The sequence below is a fragment of the Candidatus Woesebacteria bacterium genome (assembly GCA_016700095.1).
Taxonomy (GTDB): domain Bacteria; phylum Patescibacteriota; class Microgenomatia; order UBA8517; family UBA8517.
The window spans coordinates 392,677-410,703 of record CP065002.1 but is presented as its reverse complement, the minus strand read 5'-3'; the positions used below and the strand labels follow the sequence as shown (position 1 = coordinate 410,703).

At 37.5% G+C, this 18,027-nt stretch carries 25 protein-coding genes and 1 tRNA gene; 12 read left to right on the top strand and 14 right to left on the bottom strand.

Annotated elements, in window-relative coordinates; all coding sequences use genetic code 11:
• Position 1 precedes the first annotated feature (1 nt).
• The 5 genes from IPM62_01935 to rsmI form a co-directional block, all read right to left on the bottom strand.
• Positions 2-478: a hypothetical protein gene (locus IPM62_01935; GenBank protein QQS39351.1), complete on the bottom strand. Its 477-nt coding sequence runs from the start codon at positions 476-478 to the stop codon at positions 2-4.
• A gap of 199 nt (positions 479-677) precedes the next feature.
• The gene (locus tag IPM62_01930; GenBank protein ID QQS39350.1) at positions 678-857 is read right to left on the bottom strand and encodes a hypothetical protein; all 180 of its coding nucleotides are present in this window, start codon (positions 855-857) and stop codon (positions 678-680) included.
• 22 nt (positions 858-879) lie between these two features.
• On the bottom strand, positions 880-1,077 hold the full coding sequence (locus IPM62_01925) for a hypothetical protein (GenBank protein QQS39349.1): 198 nt from the start codon (positions 1,075-1,077) through the stop codon (positions 880-882).
• Positions 1,078-1,436: 359 nt separating this feature from the next.
• The gene (locus tag IPM62_01920; GenBank protein ID QQS39348.1) at positions 1,437-1,640 is read right to left on the bottom strand and encodes a hypothetical protein; all 204 of its coding nucleotides are present in this window, start codon (positions 1,638-1,640) and stop codon (positions 1,437-1,439) included.
• Positions 1,641-1,872: 232 nt separating this feature from the next.
• Positions 1,873-2,574, bottom strand: coding sequence for a 16S rRNA (cytidine(1402)-2'-O)-methyltransferase (rsmI, locus tag IPM62_01915; protein QQS39347.1), 702 nt, complete (start codon positions 2,572-2,574; stop codon positions 1,873-1,875).
• Between the two features lie 329 nt (positions 2,575-2,903).
• Here rsmI and IPM62_01910 point away from each other — a divergent pair.
• The 5 genes from IPM62_01910 (at position 2,904) to IPM62_01890 (ending at position 7,126) form a co-directional block, all read left to right on the top strand.
• Positions 2,904-2,975: transfer RNA gene (locus IPM62_01910), tRNA-Pro, on the top strand.
• A 244-nt stretch (positions 2,976-3,219) separates the two neighbouring features.
• Complete coding sequence (gene crtI / locus IPM62_01905) at positions 3,220-4,716, top strand: phytoene desaturase (GenBank protein QQS39346.1); 1,497 nt, start codon at positions 3,220-3,222, stop codon at positions 4,714-4,716.
• Positions 4,697-5,587: a phytoene/squalene synthase family protein gene (locus IPM62_01900; protein QQS39345.1), complete on the top strand. Its 891-nt coding sequence runs from the start codon at positions 4,697-4,699 to the stop codon at positions 5,585-5,587. Before crtI ends, IPM62_01900 begins: the two co-directional genes overlap by 20 nt.
• A complete protein-coding gene (locus tag IPM62_01895) occupies positions 5,574-6,419 on the top strand; it encodes a prenyltransferase (protein ID QQS39344.1) in 846 nt (281 codons plus the stop codon). Before IPM62_01900 ends, IPM62_01895 begins: the two co-directional genes overlap by 14 nt.
• On the top strand, positions 6,416-7,126 hold the full coding sequence (locus tag IPM62_01890) for a glycosyltransferase (protein ID QQS39343.1): 711 nt from the start codon (positions 6,416-6,418) through the stop codon (positions 7,124-7,126). The genes IPM62_01895 and IPM62_01890 overlap by 4 nt, the downstream gene beginning before the upstream one ends.
• Positions 7,127-7,306: 180 nt before the next feature.
• On the opposite strand, the gene IPM62_01885 is transcribed toward IPM62_01890, so the two are convergent.
• A complete protein-coding gene (locus IPM62_01885) occupies positions 7,307-7,474 on the bottom strand; it encodes a hypothetical protein (GenBank protein ID QQS39342.1) in 168 nt (55 codons plus the stop codon).
• 262 nt (positions 7,475-7,736) lie between these two features.
• Here IPM62_01885 and IPM62_01880 point away from each other — a divergent pair, with 262 nt between their 5' ends.
• On the top strand, positions 7,737-7,925 hold the full coding sequence (locus IPM62_01880) for a hypothetical protein (protein QQS39341.1): 189 nt from the start codon (positions 7,737-7,739) through the stop codon (positions 7,923-7,925).
• Between the two features lie 328 nt (positions 7,926-8,253).
• On the opposite strand, the gene IPM62_01875 is transcribed toward IPM62_01880, so the two are convergent.
• Both IPM62_01875 and IPM62_01870 read right to left on the bottom strand, forming a co-directional pair.
• Positions 8,254-8,466: a hypothetical protein gene (locus tag IPM62_01875; GenBank protein ID QQS39340.1), complete on the bottom strand. Its 213-nt coding sequence runs from the start codon at positions 8,464-8,466 to the stop codon at positions 8,254-8,256.
• 169 nt (positions 8,467-8,635) lie between these two features.
• A complete protein-coding gene (locus IPM62_01870) occupies positions 8,636-8,833 on the bottom strand; it encodes a hypothetical protein (protein ID QQS39339.1) in 198 nt (65 codons plus the stop codon).
• A gap of 28 nt (positions 8,834-8,861) precedes the next feature.
• On the opposite strand from IPM62_01870, the gene IPM62_01865 reads away from it, so the two are divergent.
• Positions 8,862-9,509: a transposase gene (locus IPM62_01865; protein ID QQS39338.1), complete on the top strand. Its 648-nt coding sequence runs from the start codon at positions 8,862-8,864 to the stop codon at positions 9,507-9,509.
• 57 nt (positions 9,510-9,566) lie between these two features.
• Here the strand turns inward: IPM62_01865 and IPM62_01860 are convergent, their stop codons facing one another.
• Positions 9,567-10,553: a helix-turn-helix domain-containing protein gene (locus IPM62_01860; GenBank protein ID QQS39337.1), complete on the bottom strand. Its 987-nt coding sequence runs from the start codon at positions 10,551-10,553 to the stop codon at positions 9,567-9,569.
• A 423-nt stretch (positions 10,554-10,976) separates the two neighbouring features.
• Here IPM62_01860 and IPM62_01855 point away from each other — a divergent pair, with 423 nt between their 5' ends.
• Positions 10,977-11,261 (top strand): hypothetical protein, encoded by a 285-nt coding sequence (locus tag IPM62_01855; protein QQS39336.1) that lies wholly within the window; start codon positions 10,977-10,979, stop codon positions 11,259-11,261.
• 2 nt (positions 11,262-11,263) lie between these two features.
• Here the strand turns inward: IPM62_01855 and IPM62_01850 are convergent, their stop codons facing one another.
• A complete protein-coding gene (locus tag IPM62_01850) occupies positions 11,264-11,551 on the bottom strand; it encodes a hypothetical protein (GenBank protein QQS39335.1) in 288 nt (95 codons plus the stop codon).
• Between the two features lie 251 nt (positions 11,552-11,802).
• On the opposite strand from IPM62_01850, the gene IPM62_01845 reads away from it, so the two are divergent.
• Entirely contained in the window at positions 11,803-12,303 is a 501-nt protein-coding gene (locus tag IPM62_01845; GenBank protein ID QQS39334.1) for a hypothetical protein, read from the top strand.
• Positions 12,304-12,572: 269 nt separating this feature from the next.
• On the opposite strand, the gene IPM62_01840 is transcribed toward IPM62_01845, so the two are convergent.
• From IPM62_01840 to IPM62_01830, 3 genes are all read right to left on the bottom strand, one after another.
• Complete coding sequence (locus IPM62_01840) at positions 12,573-13,199, bottom strand: nucleoside-diphosphate kinase (protein QQS39333.1); 627 nt, start codon at positions 13,197-13,199, stop codon at positions 12,573-12,575.
• 94 nt (positions 13,200-13,293) lie between these two features.
• Positions 13,294-14,571: an insulinase family protein gene (locus IPM62_01835; GenBank protein ID QQS39332.1), complete on the bottom strand. Its 1,278-nt coding sequence runs from the start codon at positions 14,569-14,571 to the stop codon at positions 13,294-13,296.
• A gap of 81 nt (positions 14,572-14,652) precedes the next feature.
• Positions 14,653-14,901 carry a hypothetical protein gene (locus tag IPM62_01830; protein ID QQS39331.1) on the bottom strand — a complete coding sequence of 83 codons (249 nt, stop codon included), beginning with the start codon at positions 14,899-14,901 and terminating at the stop codon, positions 14,653-14,655.
• A gap of 104 nt (positions 14,902-15,005) precedes the next feature.
• Here IPM62_01830 and IPM62_01825 point away from each other — a divergent pair, with 104 nt between their 5' ends.
• Positions 15,006-15,215 (top strand): hypothetical protein, encoded by a 210-nt coding sequence (locus IPM62_01825; protein QQS39330.1) that lies wholly within the window; start codon positions 15,006-15,008, stop codon positions 15,213-15,215.
• A gap of 6 nt (positions 15,216-15,221) precedes the next feature.
• Here the strand turns inward: IPM62_01825 and argS are convergent, their stop codons facing one another.
• Positions 15,222-16,964, bottom strand: a complete 1,743-nt coding sequence (gene argS / locus IPM62_01820; protein QQS39329.1) for an arginine--tRNA ligase — start codon at positions 16,962-16,964, stop codon at positions 15,222-15,224.
• A gap of 76 nt (positions 16,965-17,040) precedes the next feature.
• Between argS and IPM62_01815 the strand changes: the two genes are divergently transcribed.
• Together IPM62_01815 and IPM62_01810 are read left to right on the top strand one after the other, a co-directional pair.
• Complete coding sequence (locus IPM62_01815; GenBank protein ID QQS39328.1) at positions 17,041-17,295, top strand: hypothetical protein; 255 nt, start codon at positions 17,041-17,043, stop codon at positions 17,293-17,295.
• A 160-nt stretch (positions 17,296-17,455) separates the two neighbouring features.
• Positions 17,456-17,815, top strand: coding sequence for a hypothetical protein (locus IPM62_01810; protein QQS39327.1), 360 nt, complete (start codon positions 17,456-17,458; stop codon positions 17,813-17,815).
• The last annotated feature ends 212 nt before the right edge of the window (positions 17,816-18,027 follow it).

The window sequence follows — 18,027 nt, the reverse complement described above, 5'->3', positions numbered from 1 at the left end:
ATTATTCCCAAGCCATGCCGTGCATTTTTCTCAAGAACCATTTAAAGGCAACACTACCAGCACTAATCGCACCCACAGTCAACCAAATATCTTTGTGTTTTTCGTAACTACCCATACCCTTTTGTACAAGTCTGACTAATCCATTTACGCCAAGTTTCCCCACCACTTGTGCAAATTCCCACATTGTCATGGGTTCTTGATCCTGTAAAACAGGACTTGCGTGTGAGTCCATATTTACAAAACCTGCTGTTGGAGCCTTCACGGACAGACTCGAAAAGTCATGCATCTCCATGGAAACAGTGGCATGGGGTTGTGCATTTGATAGATAGGATATCGGTCCACGCATATCAGGTGTAGGTTCACATAAGCGTTCATATCTGACTAAGTCACCACCTGTTACTCCTACTTCGACTACAATAGGTTCAAAAGGGGGTGTCTGATTATAATTTGGCAAATCCTGTACCGGTCTTTCAATCATATTACTATAGGAGCATATTATATATCAGAATTATTGGAAGTACAATTTAGCGCTAATAGGCTTTAAATTCCATCAACCTCAACGTTGTCGGTTCTCTGGCGGTTTGGGACCCAAGCGTGATGTGGTTGGAGTTTTTTTACCTTTACCTTGATTATTACAATTTCCAATTTGAAGCCTAGTGCAAATAATCGAGATTGATCTATTGCTTTTGTCCAGGTAATTTCACCTCGGGGGCTGGTACTTTTTCACTCCTTTTCCCGGCTTTACCGGTTCCAATATGCGGTTTAATTTCCAATGTATCTTTAATGGCTTCACCTATTTGTTGCGCTGTCTTCACAACAGGTGTCCAAACATCTGGTTCTATAGTTTCTTGTGCCATATATCTATTGTACTACAAATAATCAATATCTCTCTTCACCACTTATTCTAGGTTGAAAATCACTATTAGGACCTCTATCTTCCATGTTAAATTCAGTTGAGATTGTAAAATTTTTTATTACTTCAGGTGTCCATCTCAACTGCGGGACACCTTTGACTTTTGGTAATCGCCCATCTTTATAAACCAAAATGGCTTGTCTACCATTTTCTGAAATAGTCATAAAGCGAATTATACAAAACACGAAACTCGAAAATCAAGTCCCGTTTGTGGCTAGTAACTACACAAGATTTATTACTGCTTTAATATCTATCACTAGCGACATCACTTGGCCTAAGTAATCTAGACCTTCTAGTCGATAATAAACAAATTGAGAACCCTCGATTTTCTTCGAAAAGTTTGTTTCCTGCTTCCCTTCATCCGTGGTCTAATCATCCACGGTTTTCGGGAAGTTTAAATAAACAAATATTAAATCTCTAGCGTTTTTCAAGATTACAGGTATAGCAGAATTACAGGGTCCAGCCCTGGTAAGATTGCAAATTCAATTAATGAATAATTATTGTCGTAAATTATTAACAAGAATTACTTGGGGCTTCTAAAAATTATAACATTAGGTTCTACTTTCTCTATCGTAGTTAAACCGGTTTTCCTGCGTGCGTCTCGATCAGATAATCTAAGGAAATCTTTTCCAGGAACAGGGTCACCAGGTCCTTTGCGGGTTGTTACTCTTTGCGCATATTCATCAGCTTTTTGCCCTTGTTTGGCCAATAATTCTATATTTACCATTTAATTTTGTCACAAGATTGTATTCTAATTTCTCAGAAACATTATTGCAAGAAGGAAGAAATTAAGTACTTTGTCTGACCCCAGAACTTCTTTGAATCCGCTATAAATTCAGTACTCCAAATTATTTATCTAAAGGGTACCACCTTTGTGATTAATAGTATCTAATTACTCTAATTGCACTATTTTACTCTCAATTTCTAATTCCCAAACTCTAAATTCTAATTGCTAAACTCTACATTTTCCTCCCTTTATCCAAAACAACCACAATTTCTCCCTTTTGTACAGATTTTTCAATCTGCAATTTAACTTCCATCAGACTTCCCCGATACGTCTCTTCGTACATTTTGGTCAGTTCCCTGCCCACAAAGACGTTTCTTTCTTCTCCAAACTCTGCCATCATTCTGTCAAGTGTTTTGATTATTCTCCCTGACGTCTCATAAAAACAAAGTGCATAACCACTTAATTTCACCGTGTCGTAAATTTGTTTCTGATGCTTTTTGGGCATAAAACCTACGAAAACAACGTGCGTGGTATCAAACCCACAAATCGACAATGCCGCAGTCAAAGAAGATGCTCCAGGTATTGCAGTTATCTGTATCAAAGACTCCTTCTCTATTAAATAAGATATCAATTCATTGCCCGGATCACTAACTCCGGGAGTACCAGCATCGGTAACAAAGGCAATGTTTTTGCCGTCAATTAAATCTTTGAGTACTGATAGATATTTCTGTTCTGGTGTATGTTGGTGAAAACTAACTAATCTTTGGTCAATATCAAAGCGGTTAAGAAGTTTTGCCGTCACTCTCGTGTCCTCAGCCAAAATGTAATTAACGTTTTTGAGTACATCAATTGCCCGGTTTGAAATATCTGCCAAATTCCCTATCGGCGTAGCGACTATGTAAAGTTTGCCAAAGTTAACGGGAATATCTTTCATAACGAAGATTATATCAAACATTACTAATCAAAATATTATCGAAGGTGTTTTTATTGCGCCTCGGGCTTGGGATATGTAACTGATCCAGATTGACTACAGTATTCCGAGTTAGCACATCTAAAGTTAACAGTTACTGGTTCGTCTGGTTTTCCGGATCGGTCAAATAGATACTTCGCTTGTATACGCGCCCGTTCACGCTGAGACCCGTAATAAGTACAAGTGTCTTTATTTTCACAAGCAACGCTCATATGAGAATTGTAACAAATAAAATCAAATAGTAAAGATTATAAGTAATCCAATTTCTAATTACTGTATAATTAGTTGTTGTACGGGGACTGGCTTAATGGTAGAGCGCTCGGTTCGGGATCGAGAGACTCCGGGTTCGATTCCCGGGTCCCCGACACAAAATTTCCAACCCCCGGGGTTGTTTTGAGGCTGTTCCAACCCCCGGGGTTGGAAATACGCACTGCTTAATCGTCGTGGATTTTTTAAATTAAAGACTTACATCGTAAATTAAGCCATAATGCTATTAATTTGCGAGAAGTAAAATAAGGTCAATATTAAAACGTCATCTCTACCTTACAAACTCTGTTTATTTGTCCGGGTCATTCGGTGTAACATATATTAATAATTTAATTAGCAACTATGTCGAAAAATACACACAAAACAATTGCAATAATCGGTTCAGGAATTGGAGGTCTAGCCTCAGCTGCACTGCTAGCTAAAGATGGCTACAAAGTTGACGTCTACGAAAAAAATGAACAATTAGGCGGCAGAGCAAGTTTGTACAAAGAAAAGGGCTTTACTTTTGACATGGGTCCGTCTTGGTTTATGATGCCCGATGTCTTTGAGAAATATTACGCTGAGTTTGGCTTGAAACTGTCCGATGTACTCAAACTCACTCCGCTTGATCCGCAGTACCGCGTCTACTTTGAAAACAAAGAATTTTACGACATGTCCGAGAATATCGGAAAAACCAAACAGATATTTGAGAATTTAGAAAAAGGGGCAGCAAAAAAGTTTGACGAATATTTAGCCGATTCAAAAATTAAGTATGAAATTGCATTAAATTCGATACTTTATAAAAACGCTGATAATCCGCTTGATCTTTTCAGTAAAGATTTGATAAACAAGTCATTTGGTGTACAAAACTTTCTCCCTATCAAAAACCATATCGCAAAATATTTTAAGAATCCAAAAATACAGCAAATACTAACTTACAACATCGTGTTTTTAGGATGCTCCCCCGACAACGCACCTGCGCTTTTTTCCATGATGGCACATGCCGACTTTGGTCTTGGGGTTTTTTATCCGAAAGGTGGAATTTACGAAATTGTCAGAAGTCTAGTGAAATTAGGCAAAAAATACAATGTAACTTACCATTACAACTCCCCTGTCACAGAAATCATTACTCATGAAGGGTTAGTTACACACATTAAAACAAACGGTAAAAAAGTCGCTTATGACATTGTCATCTCAAATGCCGATTACAAGTTTACGGAAAGTCTAATCGACAATGAAAATTATCGCACCTACTCTGACAAATATTGGGATAAAAAAATACTTACTCCCTCAGCTTTTTTACTCTATCTTGGCGTTAAGGGAAAACTTCCACAGCTAATTCATCACACTTTGTATTTCGGATCAGACTGGAAGGCACATTTTAGAGAAATATTTGATACTCCCACCTGGCCAACTAACCCAAGTTTTTATATAAATAAAACTTCGGCGACCGATGACAAGGTAGCTCCCAAAGGACACGAAAATCTGATGGTCTTAGTTCCAATTGCCGCGGGGTTAGAAGAAAATAAGATGTGGAAAGAAAGTTACTCAAATTACATTGTTAATTTTATAGACGACAAAATAGGCACAAACATTGCGAAAAACATTGTTTACAAAAAAATCTTTTCTGTAAGTGATTTTACTTCAAGGTACAATAGCACTGGCGGAAATGCCCTTGGTGGATTGGCACACACTCTTTTCCAGTCTTCCATATTTCGACCAACAAACAAAAGCAAGAAGCTAAATAATCTATTCTTTGCCGGAGCCAACACTGTCCCCGGAATCGGAGTTCCACCGGCGATTGTATCATCTCACTTGGTTCGCGACAGAATTAAAAAATATGATACACAAAAGGATTAAGGGTATTTTCAAAAAAGGAAGCGTAACTTATTATTGGTCAAGTTTATTTTTTCCCAAATCGGTTCGTGAAGATGTATTTAATTTATATGCTTTTGTAAGAATTGCCGACAATTTTGTTGATAGTAAAAATCAAAACAGAGACGGTTTTACTTCCTTTAGAAAGAAATTTGAAAAAGCTTACAAATCACAGAAGATCTGTAATGACTTAGTGATAGACAATTTCATTAAACTCACGCGACGAAGAAACTTCAACAAGAGGTGGGTTGATGCTTTTCTTGATTCGATGAGAGCGGATTTTAATGGAAACGTGTGTAGTGACTTTCCTCAAATCAAAAAGTATATGTACGGCTCAGCCGAAGTAATCGGTCTAATGATGGCACAAATAATGTCACTACCCCAATCTAGCCATGAATCGGCCAAAATGCTTGGACGAGCTTATCAATATTTAAATATTATCCGTGATGTATCGACTGATAACTCACTCAAGCGAATTTACATTCCCCTTTCTGAAATAAAAAAATACGGTCTTAGTAATTTAACTAGGCCTACAAATACTACCGACGAGCAAAAATTCGTCACCCTAATCCGTGCGCAGATTGATATCTACAAGACATGGATGGTCAAAGCAAAGGAAGGTTACCGTTATATTCCACCACGGCTTCTTATTCCCATCATGACATCATCAGATATGTATGATTGGACCGCACAAGTAATTTACAAAAATCCTTTAATCGTTTTTGAGAAAGTAGTAAAACCGTCACCCTCTAAAGTAATATTATGTTTAATTAGAAACACTATTTGCCAGTTACCCGCAATCGGCTATTGGTGCGCCGGAATTAAACACGTATCCATCAAACATGGCAAAATCTAAATTCGGCAAGTTAGTCTACATTTCTCGTCCGCGTTTTTATCCATATCTTCTGGGAACTTACCTTGTGGGGTTTACATCTGTCGCAAACAAAGCTGATTTTCTAAGTTTGACTTTTCTTTTAACATTTATTTTTTTTACGTTACCCGCAAATTTATTCCTCTATGGCATAAATGATTTATACGACTCGGATACCGATAAATATTCGGTAAAAAAGAAAGGCAAAGAATTTGTCGCCAGCCAAAAAGACAAATTACTTTCTCGAGCTACCTTGTACTGTTTTTTGATTGGAATTGTTACACTAATTATCCAAACATCATTCCTTTCGATGATGTCATTGTCGCTTTTTCTAGCTCTTTCTTATCTTTATTCCGCTTCCCCATTTAGACTAAAGGCAAGACCGTTTCTGGATTTTGGTGCAAATTTTTTATATATCACTCCGGGGCTTGTCGGATACTTCCAAAATACAAATACATATCCACCACTTCTAATAATTTTGGCAGCCTCTTTCTGGGCATTTGCTATGCATATATTCTCGGCAATTCCTGACATCAAGGCAGACAAAAATGCACAATTAAAAACAACGGCTGTATTTCTAGGTAGAAAAAACGCGATCATTTTGTGTGTTTTATTCTGGTCACTTACTAGTTTCATTTTGTTTTATATAAATATGCCAGTCACACTTAGCTTAGTTAGCCTAACGTATCCTTCTATTGCTTTCCTTGCATTTAAGATAAGTGAAAAAGACTATATAAAACTATATTGGTACTTCCCCGCCATAAATTTAATTGTCGGATTCTTATTGTTTAGTGTAAGCGCTCTGCATTTGTTATGAAACACAAAATTTCAGTCATAATACCCACTTTGAATGAAGAAAAATATATTGGCAACTTGCTTGATGATTTATCTAACCAGACACTATTGCCCCATGAAGTTATTGTCGTCGATGCCAAGTCGGTAGACAAAACCAAGAAAGTCGTAACCACCCACAAACTAAAACCAATATTCCACATTCACAAAAAGGGCGTCGTACACCAAAGGAATTTTGGAATTGCACAATCAACAGGTGAAATTATTATTCTTATGGATGCAGATGTCAGAATTAATGAAAAATTCATTGAAAATTCATTACATCAATTTTATAAACACGATTTGCATATCGCTTGCCCTAATTACAGGGCGGACTCAAAACACCCCGATATCAAACTGTGCTTTGCTTTTATAAATTCAATTTTTGTTGTGACGCAAAAATTTGCACCCTCAGGCGCCGGAATGTGTATCATCACGACGAAAAGCCATGTAATTAAACACGGTGGATTTGATGAGACATACAATGCATACGAAGACTGGGAGTTTATACGACGGTTGGGTAGAAAAGGCAAATTTAAGATACTTAAAACTTACGTCAAGGGTTCGGATAGAAGATTTGTGAAAGAAGGAGTAATTAAGGTAATGAGTCAATACACGATCCTCACTCTGCTTCATTGTTTAAAAATGAAACGGGTCGCTAACAAAATCCCGTATAAGTTTGGGGGGTATTGAAACTAGATCACACAGTTTAAGATAATATTTAATTGCTTATAAATCACATAGAATACTCTTACTCACCATTTTCAATTACACTACATTAGTAATTAACCTAATTATTAATTCGCCGTGATATCTATTATTTTGCAAGTTCTCTATCTTCACAAGCGTATAATAATTCAATTCACCAGTAATTTAGACAGGGTTACCATCCTTATCTTTATTTCTATTTACGTGAATAGTACCACCACTATCAGTCTCTATGGTAACCACTACTTTTGTTCCCTTTTCTGCTAGTCTATCTACTGCCGCCAAATCTTTTTGAGCGGGAGTCAATTCTCTTCCTTTTTTATCTTTTTCCATATAATCACCTCCTCACACTTATAAACAGTATTTTACAAACAAACGACGAATTAGGCAAATTACGCATAGTGTACAAAATATACAAGCTGGGGGTGCGGGTGCAGGGTCCAACCCTGGCAGGGTTGGACCCTGCATGCAAACCAATGCTCCGTTTCACTCACTAATATTAAATATATTATAAGCTACCAAAAATTGATTTTATTACACCTTTACAAGCCAATCAAGAATTGATTATTTCCCATAAATTGATATTATGGGTTATATGACACCAGATTTAGATTTAGCAAGACAACCATTGTATTGTGATAAACGTGGCAAAAATCCTATTAAACGACAAGATGGCGGACACGAAGGAAGTCGGATTATTCCAATAGAAAGATATAAACAGGTAAATCACAATTCCCATCCACCTAAGGAAGAACAAGTAAACCCACAGGTAAAACGAAGGTAAGCAATGTTTTTGCAATTAATGGAAGTTATGTAATTAAGTTTCTCCATTTGTGGCCGAAATGACAAAAGGAAACCTCAGAATAACAAAATGAAGCTGGTCGAAATGACAAAAGGAACGGTCAATATAACAACCTATATCATCTCGAGTGTTTTTGGTTTTTCGTCTCAAACATTACTAGATTGTCATCTCAAGCGACAGTCGAGGGATCTTGTGTTTTGTTTGCTTGTTGCTAGCCGTGTTTTATTGGCTAAAGGAATTGGCTCAATAAGTGTCATTAGGAATTATATATGATATTAAATTATTTTATATTTTAAACGCTTTCAATCACTTACTCTGTGTAAATTGGAGGTTCGGGTTCCGGGACTTTCCTTCTTAATCCATATTGTCGTTCTTTCTCCAATGAATACTGCCTAGTAGTCGGGACCGCATACCCAACTACAATTTCGCCACCAACCACAGCAGTTTGCCAACTATCACACGCAGCTTTGGTGGCTTTATCTCTTAAGGACACTAACTCCTCTTCCGTCAATCTTTCAGGCATATTGTTTTTAGTTAAGCACTTTATTCTAAGGAGGGAATCATATTCTAACACATTTAACATATTTTACAAAAGTCTATAGTACTAACAGTATTTATACCTCATGCGGAAAAGTTTCGAGGGGTTTGATAAATACTGCATCACGAGACATCGTATCTGGTCTGGTATCTTGTCAAACTAGTTTTAGTCCATTCATTGCAGCAAGTGCTTCGTGTGTAGTTTCTGTTCCGATACGGTTCAGGATAAGAAGTCCTCCCGGCTCAAGTACTCTTGCCGCCTCACAGTATGTATTTTGTCTGCAGTCTGCAGGGTCCAACCCTGCCAGGGTTGGACCCTGCACCCCATCGTAATATGTTGCACTACTTAACATATTGATTTAACATGAAAGTACCAAAGAGATGCCGCGAAGAAATGTAGTCAAAGTTTATGCTGACCACAGCTATTACCATGTATACAACCGTGGTGTAGAAAAAAGAAGTATATTTTTAGACCCGAGTGATTACAAAAAGTTCACTTGTCTCCTTGTCGAAGCATTAACTCCCCCATATCATCAACATATTGATGGTTTTGATGTGCCCAAACGACTTCCTCAAAACTTTGAAAAAGAGATTGATTTAATCTCATATTGTTTGATGCCCAATCACTTTCATTTATTAATTAGACAAGAATTAAGAAATTCGATGGAAAAATTCATGCATTCTATAACCACAAGATACTCAATGTATTTTAATAAAAAATATAGTCGTGTTGGTACTTTATTTCAAAGTAATTATCGAGCTTCACTTGTCGAAAATGACATATACTTGCTCCACCTAACCAAATATATTCATTTAAATCCTCGTGGAATTGTTACCGACATTTCGAATTGGCACTCTTCATGTTCTGATTATCTGGGAATGAGCAAAAGAAGTTGGATTAAACCAGAGATTGTGTTATCTATATTCTCGAAATCCAAACTCACTGAAATTAAATCAAACAATACGTATCAAAACTTCATGAACGATCTTGAACCACCTGCTTTGTCGAAAGAGTTGTCAATCGATTAATAACGTGTCTGCAGGGTTGGACCCTGCACCCCTGCATCCCGCCCCGCCGCTAATCTTTTAAATTGAAGTATCTATAGCCTCCAGCTTGTACCCCACTTTCGGAATTGCCGTAAGTTGGTGATATTTTAGTTTCTTGTTAAGCCGTTGAATGCTTTTGTTTATCGCTTGATCGGAAAAATCATCATAACTATTCTCCCCCCATTTAATTTCCGCTATTTTTTCGCGCGTTATTACGCCTTCCTTCATCAAATGTTCCAAAACATCTTTTTCAAGTTTAATTAACGTTTCATCAGACCTATGGCCATTCTCAAAAAAGGTCAGATCGGTTTCAATCGTAATCGCATTTCCCGTTTCGTGCGGTCTAAGTTTCAGAAACGCTTTTAATATCTCACCCTTGTATCCTTCGTCTGTTTTTATACCGATTTCACGCAAAGTACTCTCGGGCGTATCTGTAACAATTTCTGCAATCGGATCAATCAAATGCGTCAGCGTCTGATTAACTAATAATTCATCCACACTATTACCAAGTCTGTCTGTGCTCACCATGAAGTATTTTATTAATCTGGCTATCCCCCCTGAATAGGCATATGCTTTTAAAAACTGCTCTTCCTGAAGGTTTGGTAAAATCTCCCAGGCAAATGTACGGGCACTGTCGTTATCAAATACTTTAAAAGTATACGTATTAAACACCCGTTCCGAGGTGTAACTAGTTCGAAAATCTTCACTATGTAAATCATTCGGTGTATTTACGACCAAGAAAACCAATTTCTCGTCACGGCTCAACCTGAAAATATGGTCTGCGTCTTTGAGGGCATAGCGATTCTTATTAAAATCCATATCAAGAATGTTTACGTTCCCCAAATCTTCATCGATAGACGTAATACGTCTGGCATCTAAATCACGATGAGCTTGGATGAAGTTGTTAATAAAGTACGATACCCCAAGACCGGGTAGCGTTTTGATCAAACCGTTTGACCGAAGGTTAATATTTTCCATTAGAAAACCCTCGAATTCCTTAAATTGAGCAGTGTCTACGATAGACATATTTTTAGTATACATTAATTTGTTTTTGTGTGAAGAAACATATTCAATTTTTACCTTGAAAGTCCAATATATGCGTTTATATCTGCAACATAGACCAAGTGATATTTCAGCTTTCATTAACGATACGGTTTTTCAGCACTTGTAAAAAAAATAATTATCCAGGTTTAGCTATTTCGCTACGGAAATTACTAATTACGGAATGAATCACTTATTCCTATGCTAGATTTTGCCATGATGTTTTACATACGTCGTACGAAAGTATATAATTCCGCTTAGTATTTAGAAGTCTCAGACAGAGGATCAAAATTAACATAAACTTAGATTTTTCTTACACTAACTTATGAGCGCAGGTAAAGTCTTTAAATTTTAATGCCATATCAAGAATTGCATGATTCCAACAATTATTAATTATTAAACACACGAATGCCAAGAGAAATTAAAATAGGCTTATTAAAAGTAACAACAAGAGATGGAAAAACACACGAGGGAGTTATACGTGTTCCTGTGCCTGATGTAAATACATCAACAGGCATACCAACAGATTTCGACAGGGCATACAATGATAAATTAAATGACTTGTGTAAAGGAGATTGGGGAAATCTTCGTGAGACTAACCTTACTTGCCACACTTTGCAAAACAGGGCAGAAGAACCTCTTACGAAAAAAAGGAAAAGTCCCAAGACTAATGATGATGAGTGGATTTATTAACGCTACCAAATAAACTGAGGTCCTTTCCCCCCCCTCTTCTTTTTTGCGGGTATATATTGTCTTTCTCCAGGTGGTTTATTGGCATAGTCTGCTGCTGCCTGGACATCATGATTGTGAGGTTCGAGATGATGAGATGGACCCGTTCCGCGAACAGTTACCATTGTGTAGTCATAACAACGATCACAAGTTTCTGTATGACCCGTCCACCATTCATCTAATTCTTCACGAGTGCTAAACCCCCTTTTTTCTCCACAGGCAGTTGTTCCTACATGATCTTTCCTTTCACTCATGGCTAATTATAAATCAATTAACCGGAATTTACAAAGTTTAGTCATAGATTGCTCATTAAAAGACATAATTAAAATTAATACTGAACCAAAGTTAATATGCCAATACGGATACAAATACCCGCATTCCGATATTTACTGCATTTCAATTTCTTAAAAATATAAGTAAAGATATATACCTGGAGCTACCAATAGCACAAAATAATTTTTCTCTCTCCCCTTGACACACCATCCAATTGTTGACAATATGAATTATGCGAAAGTTCTTGTCTTTAGTTTTGGCATCGTTTTTCTTGGTTACTTATGTTTCCTTGGCTCACGCAGCCAGTCTTACCGTAACCTCAATCGGATCACTTGATACATCGGGGACATTTTATCCATCATGGTGGTATACGAAGGAAAATCCAACTCTCTCGGGAACTGCCGTAGCAGGTTCAACTGTTACTGTTGACATTGACACAAAAGCCACAAATACAACTGCTAACGCATCAGGTGTTTGGTCATTGACACCGACAACTCTGACTGCTGGTGAACATTTGGTAACTGTTATGTCAGGATCTGAAACTGTTTCGTTTAAATTAGCTATTGGAAACGATGTTCCCGCTTCATCTGCAACACAATCTGCAACTCCCTCGGCAACTTTACCGCAAACGCTTCCCGATGCGGGGTTTGGAGGCTACACAATCGCGCTATTGGTATTTGGACTAGTTGCAGTTGGGTTTGGAGGTTATACATTCATCTTCACTAAAGGATAATTCTTCCTAATAAATCGTTGTTTAAGGATTGACCGTTTGCTTTTTTGCGACACATTCTTGCCTTTAACAGTAGTTTCTCAAGAAGCTCCAAGTCTTTTGTTAATTCCGTCTTACCAAGCAATGCGGCAATTGGAGTTAATAACCCTACTGGGAATTATATAAATCGGTAACCGCAAAAAACCGTATGATATTTTCTGTGTATTATTGAATATTAAATTTCCAATACGAAGTTAAAAATCGAAAAAACCCATGTGTACCATGACTAATTATTAATCTCCTTTTACTAAATCCTTACGCTCATCTTCCCATTCTTTTGAATAAAGTATCTTTTCAATCGCAAGGTCGTAATCGACAATTTCATTGTCTTTAAACCAAACTGACATCTCTCGTGCTGCCTCACTGGGATTACCCGATGCGTGAATTAGATTTCTAGCCGCCCGATCCACATCATCCGCCACAACATACGAATCAATAGTAAAATCAGCTCTGATTGATCCTACGTCTGCTGATAAAGGATTGCCGTGGCCGACAACTTTCCTCACATGCTCAATTGCATGCGCACCTTCAATTACCATAGCGACAATCGGTCCTGTCTGAAGATAGCTGTAGAGTCTTCTTTGTACGTCTTCCGCATACTCTTTGGCCGACTTGGTGATTTTATAACCTTGCGCTTTGTATGCTTCGATAGTTCTTCCACCAGATGCTTCTTTTTCTTCGTCAGACCAAAAATAATGATCCATTGCCTTTTTTTTGTCAGGCCAAATCATTTTCATGGCAACAACTTTCAAGCCTTTTCGTTCAAACCTGGTAATAACCTCACCGATAAGCCCTCTTTGTACACCATCTGGTTTAATAAGTACCAGACTTTTCTCATGATGATTGGTTTTTATCGACATAGCAAAATTATATATTCGTTTGAAACTAGATACAAGGCAGTAATTGGCATCGGCAAGTCACCACTTTAAAGGTCTGTCCTTTAAAGGATGCCTATCACTTGCCTGTAATTATCTTCTTAAATTTACTATCGTCCTTATATGGTCCAATTATTGCCAGATTCAGTTTTTCGGGATTAAATATACTTTGTGCTACTGCAAGAATCTCGTCATAAGATACCTTATCAATTCCTTCATAAACATCTTGCGGTGTTTCTAATTTACCAAGTTTGAGTTCTCGAATTCCAAAAAAATGATTAATAACTTTTGTATCCTCCAAAGATAACGCAATATGCCCTTTCAAATACTCTTTTGCTTTGTTAATCTCAGTTGATGTAATTTTGTACTCACCACTACTTAGCCCGTAAGTTTGGTCTAAAATTACTTTCAGTGCTTCGTCGATTCTCTTTGGATCTACACCCGCATAAGTTTCCACATAGCCCGTATCGTCATAATGATCGGAACTGGTACGTATGCTATATGCCAATCCCCTTTTTTCTCGGACCTCCGAAAACAGACGAGAACTCATTCCTCCGCCAAGAATTGTTGTTAAAACAGCTTCTGCAAATCTGTCTTTCTCTCCACGTTTTCTACCCAAAAAGCCCAACATGAAATGCGCTTGTTCTGCTTTTTTGTCTTCTAAAAGTACTCTTGGTTTTTTCTGCGTTGGCACAAACTTTTTGTATACTGACGGATGTAGTTTGGGCAAAGAACTTAAATGCTTCTGAGCTAATTTATTAACCGTCTTGGCGTCAACTCCACCCGACACCGTCACCAAAATATTATCGCTACAATAATATGCTTTTCTATATCGCAAGAAATCATTCCTTGTCATATCCTTAACGCTTTTCCTTGTTCCGATAATGTCACATCCCAAATTATGACCCTTAAATATCAAGCGCTCGAAAACATCATCAATGTGCATCATGGGTGTATCCTCGTACATCCCAATTTCCTCAACTATCACACCTTTTTCCCGCTCGATATCTTCGTCTTTCAAAAGCGGATCCAATACCATGTCGGAAATTAAATCAAACGCCAGAGACAACTTGGCTTTTCTTGTTTTAATATAGAAATTTGTCCAATCTTTGGTGGTTCCAGCATTAAACTCACCACCAAACGCATCAATTGTTTCCGCAATTATTTTTGCCGTTGGACGTTTTGTCGTACCCTTGGCAACCATATGCTCCAGAAAATGGCTGATGCCGGCTACTTTGGGCGATTCATATCTTGAACCCGTATTTACCCAAATTGTGACTGTCGCACTTTCCATATTTGGCAAAGGCGTGGTAATTACCCGAAGTCCGTTCTCGAGATGTGCTTTTTCAAAAATCATAATCTGAGGTATTTTAGCATTGCCTGGGGTTCATTGAAAGCATTCTCAATGAGGTTTGAACTGACGTCGTATGCCTTGCTCTTACTGAACATGGCCGCCTCTGGGATAACCATCTCTTCTTTTCCCGCTCCTTTGCGTAGCTAGAACATCATTGCGGCTTCTGCGATTACCACGTGTTCTTACACCTTTGTGTCCCCTTGGGCGTTTCTCGTTATTAAAATCCTCAGGCTTGGTTCTTGGTGCGATTGTTATCCCCGCTTTTTCTGCAGCATTAACCCTATCTTCACCATAATCTTCAATTAACTGGTCACGTAATTCTGGTCCACTCATATTAGTTACTAAATCGGAAAAAAGCTTTGATACGTGCAATTTTAAAGCTAAAACTTCTTTTTGTAAACAAGTTTATTATTTTTCACAAAACAGGTATACTAGCGATGAGAACAATCATGGCAGTTGAACCTGAAAAAATATTTGAAGTTGTAGGGAAAAATTACCCCAATGAACCGGGCTTAGAAACACCGGCTCAAGTTAAGGGGCCTGGTTTTTGTCCAACAGGTGACATACACCCCACCGATAACTTAATACGGGATATGCACAATCAAGGGGCTAAAACAGTTACCTGTGATCCACTAGATGATATTTAAATACTTCTACATCCTCTCAGGAGCCTGTATACCCAGAATATCAAGCCCCGACTTTATTACTGTCGCAGTAGCTTTTGTTAATGCAAGTCGTAGTTCCTCATTATCAGATCCGACAATTTTGTTGGAGTTGTAAAATTTATTAAAAGTACTTGCCAAATTATAAAGATAGGTGCAAATTACACTGGGTGAGTAATTTTTCACCCCAATTAGTATCGTACCAGAATATTGGGATAATTTGGTCGTTATCTCTCGTTCATCGGCGTTAAGTTGATAAGTGCCATCGCTACTTAAACCGACACTTTTACTCCCCGATTTTTCTAAAACACTCATGCACCTTGCATATGTGTACTGCATGTAAGGACCGGAATTTCCTTGCATGTTTAGTATTTCATCCCAATCAAATACGACATCAGCTTTTGGATCGTGTTTAAGATCGTTCCATTTAATAGCTCCAATACCAATTATTTTTGCAGTTTCGCTGACCTTTGATCCCATCTCTCTTGCTCGAGAAATAGCTTGCTCTAAAACTTCTTCGAGCCAAATAACATTTCCTTTTCTTGTCGACATTTTTCTATCTTTAAATCTGAACATTCCATGAAACAAATGAACTCTTTGTGAAAGATCAAACCATCCCAACATCTTCTCCATTTCAAAAAGTTGTTTAAAATAAAGTTGTTGCTCAGCTCCAACTTCATTCACAATTAAATCCGGATCAAAATTATCTTTCCTATACTTGTCGGTAGCCAAATCTCTCGTATGATACAATGTTGATCCGTCTTTTTTGAGTATCATCGCAGGTGGATATTTGTCATTGTCAAAGAAAACAAGCTTGGCCCCCCCTTCACCTACTTTAAGAAAACTTTTATTGTCTAATTCTTCAATAACGGCATGCATTTTGTCCTCAAAAAAGCTCTCCCCCAGGCCTCTTCCGCCATTAAATTTCTCACTAAATTTAACTCCAAGCTCGTTGTATATTTTACTAAACTCCCTAAACGACCAATCGATGCATTTTAACCATAGTCTTCTCACTTCCTCATCGCCACTTTCCAATTTTTTAAACCACTCTCTCGCTTTGTCTTCGAGCTCAGGATTTGTTTCAGCCTCTTTGTGAAATCTAACATACAAGGCAACCAAATCTTTAACCGGATTTTCGGATTTTTCGATTTCCGTTTCGCTTCCCCAAGCTTTAATTGCATATATTTGTTTACCAAACTGTGTACCCCAATCACCCAAATGATTATCCCGAAGAACTTCCCACCCAACCATTTCCAACATATTAGCATAAGCATCTCCAATTACAGTTGAACGCAAATGTCCTATCGTAAACGGCTTGGCTATATTGGGAGATGAATATTCGACAATCGCCCTTTTCCCATTATTTGAAGCTTTCTTACCGTAGTTACTACCTTTGGCTAGTACTTCTTTAATTACATTAATCAAATATGCATTGTTTAAATAAAAATTTACAAATCCACTTCCCGCAACTTCAATTTTTGATATATAAGTAGATAGTTCCTCGTCTTTTGATAGCTTATCTCTTATTAATTCAGCAATACTCCGGGGACTTACGACTTCGAATTTCTCGCCCATTATTTCCAGATCCTGTTGCTTGTTTTTCAGATTGGCAAACAATTTCATGGCAACATTTGTTGAGTAATCACCATTTTCGCTTCTAGCTGGAATTTCAAGATCAAACTCAACTTCGCCGACAATTTTTTGGAGCGCAATGTATATTATTTTTTCAACCATATTCCAATTGTACTATATCCTTCTTTCAAGAACATATTCGATATATAACTACAATCACTATATAATCACTTCTGATATGACAACAGAATTTGAACCCGGACCTAAATGTCCATTCCCTGATACCTGTATAGGTTATGGAGGATGTCAAAAAGCACTTATTATTGATCAAGAGATTCATAATCTTACTACCGGTCTAGCTAAGGGTGAATCTTCGGTTCTCCAAACACAAGTTGATCAAGCTAGCTGTAACTCTCCCGAATTTGCTATCGCAAAACGCCGAGGGAAAAAATGTCTAAAGGATTTTACCAATACACACCATTCAACTAGTTAGCGAGCCTGTTTGTCATATTAGAAGATAAACACCACGGGTTTCATGTAAAGTAACGGCAAGAGTCGGGTTATAAGTCAAATTTCTATAATTCCATATATTGTACAAAGAATAGTACTATGATATATTGCCAATTAATAAGTCATGGTTTGTATATATTATTATGATCAACTTCAAATCACCTTCCAGAGGAACACTACTGAGATTTTCAATTCTACTTATAACTCTGGCCACAGCCTTGATTATTGATCATCAAAGTCCAATCAGGCTGTATGCGCAAACAAATGCCGCTGATTTCATTTCGTCCCGGAATGTAAGCACCAACACAAGCGAAACCCAAATATCTACTCATTCTAAGACAACTGTTACAACCCCAACAATTATCATCACCAAAACACCTGAAATCAACAACGATAGTAATGTAAACATGGACACAACTGATGATAAATTACCTAATGATGGTACGCCAATCACACAACCAACTTCCTCTCCTCACACAACGACCAAATCACAAGTTGAATAATATATTCCCGTGGTGGAAATCAAGGTCTTTGTTTTGATATCCTAAAGATTATCATATGTTATCCAAGTAGCTTAAATTGCTAGAATCATCTGCAACACTACACAAATATCTTGCCCACAACCCATAACAACGTATCTCCAAAGCTAGTTATTTGATAAATGTCAGAATACCATTTCACAACTGGTAAATACTTTCCACCAACCAATCAGTTT

Bases quoted from the DNA above. Each gene is read 5' to 3' on its own strand.
- IPM62_01830 (QQS39331.1), bottom strand. From the start codon at position 14,901: ATGAGTGGACCAGAATTACGTGACCAGTTAATTGAAGATTATGGTGAA.
- IPM62_01885 (QQS39342.1), bottom strand. From the start codon at position 7,474: ATGGAAAAAGATAAAAAAGGAAGAGAATTGACTCCCGCTCAAAAAGAT.
- IPM62_01925 (QQS39349.1), bottom strand. From the start codon at position 1,077: ATGACTATTTCAGAAAATGGTAGACAAGCCATTTTGGTTTATAAAGAT.
- IPM62_01920 (QQS39348.1), bottom strand. From the start codon at position 1,640: ATGGTAAATATAGAATTATTGGCCAAACAAGGGCAAAAAGCTGATGAA.
- IPM62_01840 (QQS39333.1), bottom strand. From the start codon at position 13,199: ATGTCGATAAAAACCAATCATCATGAGAAAAGTCTGGTACTTATTAAA.
- IPM62_01860 (QQS39337.1), bottom strand. From the start codon at position 10,553: ATGTCTATCGTAGACACTGCTCAATTTAAGGAATTCGAGGGTTTTCTA.
- IPM62_01880 (QQS39341.1), top strand. From the start codon at position 7,737: ATGACACCAGATTTAGATTTAGCAAGACAACCATTGTATTGTGATAAA.
- IPM62_01865 (QQS39338.1), top strand. From the start codon at position 8,862: ATGCCGCGAAGAAATGTAGTCAAAGTTTATGCTGACCACAGCTATTAC.
- IPM62_01935 (QQS39351.1), bottom strand. From the start codon at position 478: ATGATTGAAAGACCGGTACAGGATTTGCCAAATTATAATCAGACACCC.
- IPM62_01845 (QQS39334.1), top strand. From the start codon at position 11,803: ATGCGAAAGTTCTTGTCTTTAGTTTTGGCATCGTTTTTCTTGGTTACT.
- IPM62_01850 (QQS39335.1), bottom strand. From the start codon at position 11,551: ATGAGTGAAAGGAAAGATCATGTAGGAACAACTGCCTGTGGAGAAAAA.
- IPM62_01815 (QQS39328.1), top strand. From the start codon at position 17,041: ATGACAACAGAATTTGAACCCGGACCTAAATGTCCATTCCCTGATACC.
- IPM62_01900 (QQS39345.1), top strand. From the start codon at position 4,697: ATGATACACAAAAGGATTAAGGGTATTTTCAAAAAAGGAAGCGTAACT.
- IPM62_01835 (QQS39332.1), bottom strand. From the start codon at position 14,571: ATGATTTTTGAAAAAGCACATCTCGAGAACGGACTTCGGGTAATTACC.
- rsmI (QQS39347.1), bottom strand. From the start codon at position 2,574: ATGAAAGATATTCCCGTTAACTTTGGCAAACTTTACATAGTCGCTACG.
- argS (QQS39329.1), bottom strand. From the start codon at position 16,964: ATGGTTGAAAAAATAATATACATTGCGCTCCAAAAAATTGTCGGCGAA.
- IPM62_01870 (QQS39339.1), bottom strand. From the start codon at position 8,833: ATGTTAAGTAGTGCAACATATTACGATGGGGTGCAGGGTCCAACCCTG.
- IPM62_01890 (QQS39343.1), top strand. From the start codon at position 6,416: ATGAAACACAAAATTTCAGTCATAATACCCACTTTGAATGAAGAAAAA.
- crtI (QQS39346.1), top strand. From the start codon at position 3,220: ATGTCGAAAAATACACACAAAACAATTGCAATAATCGGTTCAGGAATT.
- IPM62_01810 (QQS39327.1), top strand. From the start codon at position 17,456: ATGATCAACTTCAAATCACCTTCCAGAGGAACACTACTGAGATTTTCA.
- IPM62_01895 (QQS39344.1), top strand. From the start codon at position 5,574: ATGGCAAAATCTAAATTCGGCAAGTTAGTCTACATTTCTCGTCCGCGT.
- IPM62_01875 (QQS39340.1), bottom strand. From the start codon at position 8,466: ATGCCTGAAAGATTGACGGAAGAGGAGTTAGTGTCCTTAAGAGATAAA.
- IPM62_01825 (QQS39330.1), top strand. From the start codon at position 15,006: ATGAGAACAATCATGGCAGTTGAACCTGAAAAAATATTTGAAGTTGTA.
- IPM62_01855 (QQS39336.1), top strand. From the start codon at position 10,977: ATGCCAAGAGAAATTAAAATAGGCTTATTAAAAGTAACAACAAGAGAT.
- IPM62_01930 (QQS39350.1), bottom strand. From the start codon at position 857: ATGGCACAAGAAACTATAGAACCAGATGTTTGGACACCTGTTGTGAAG.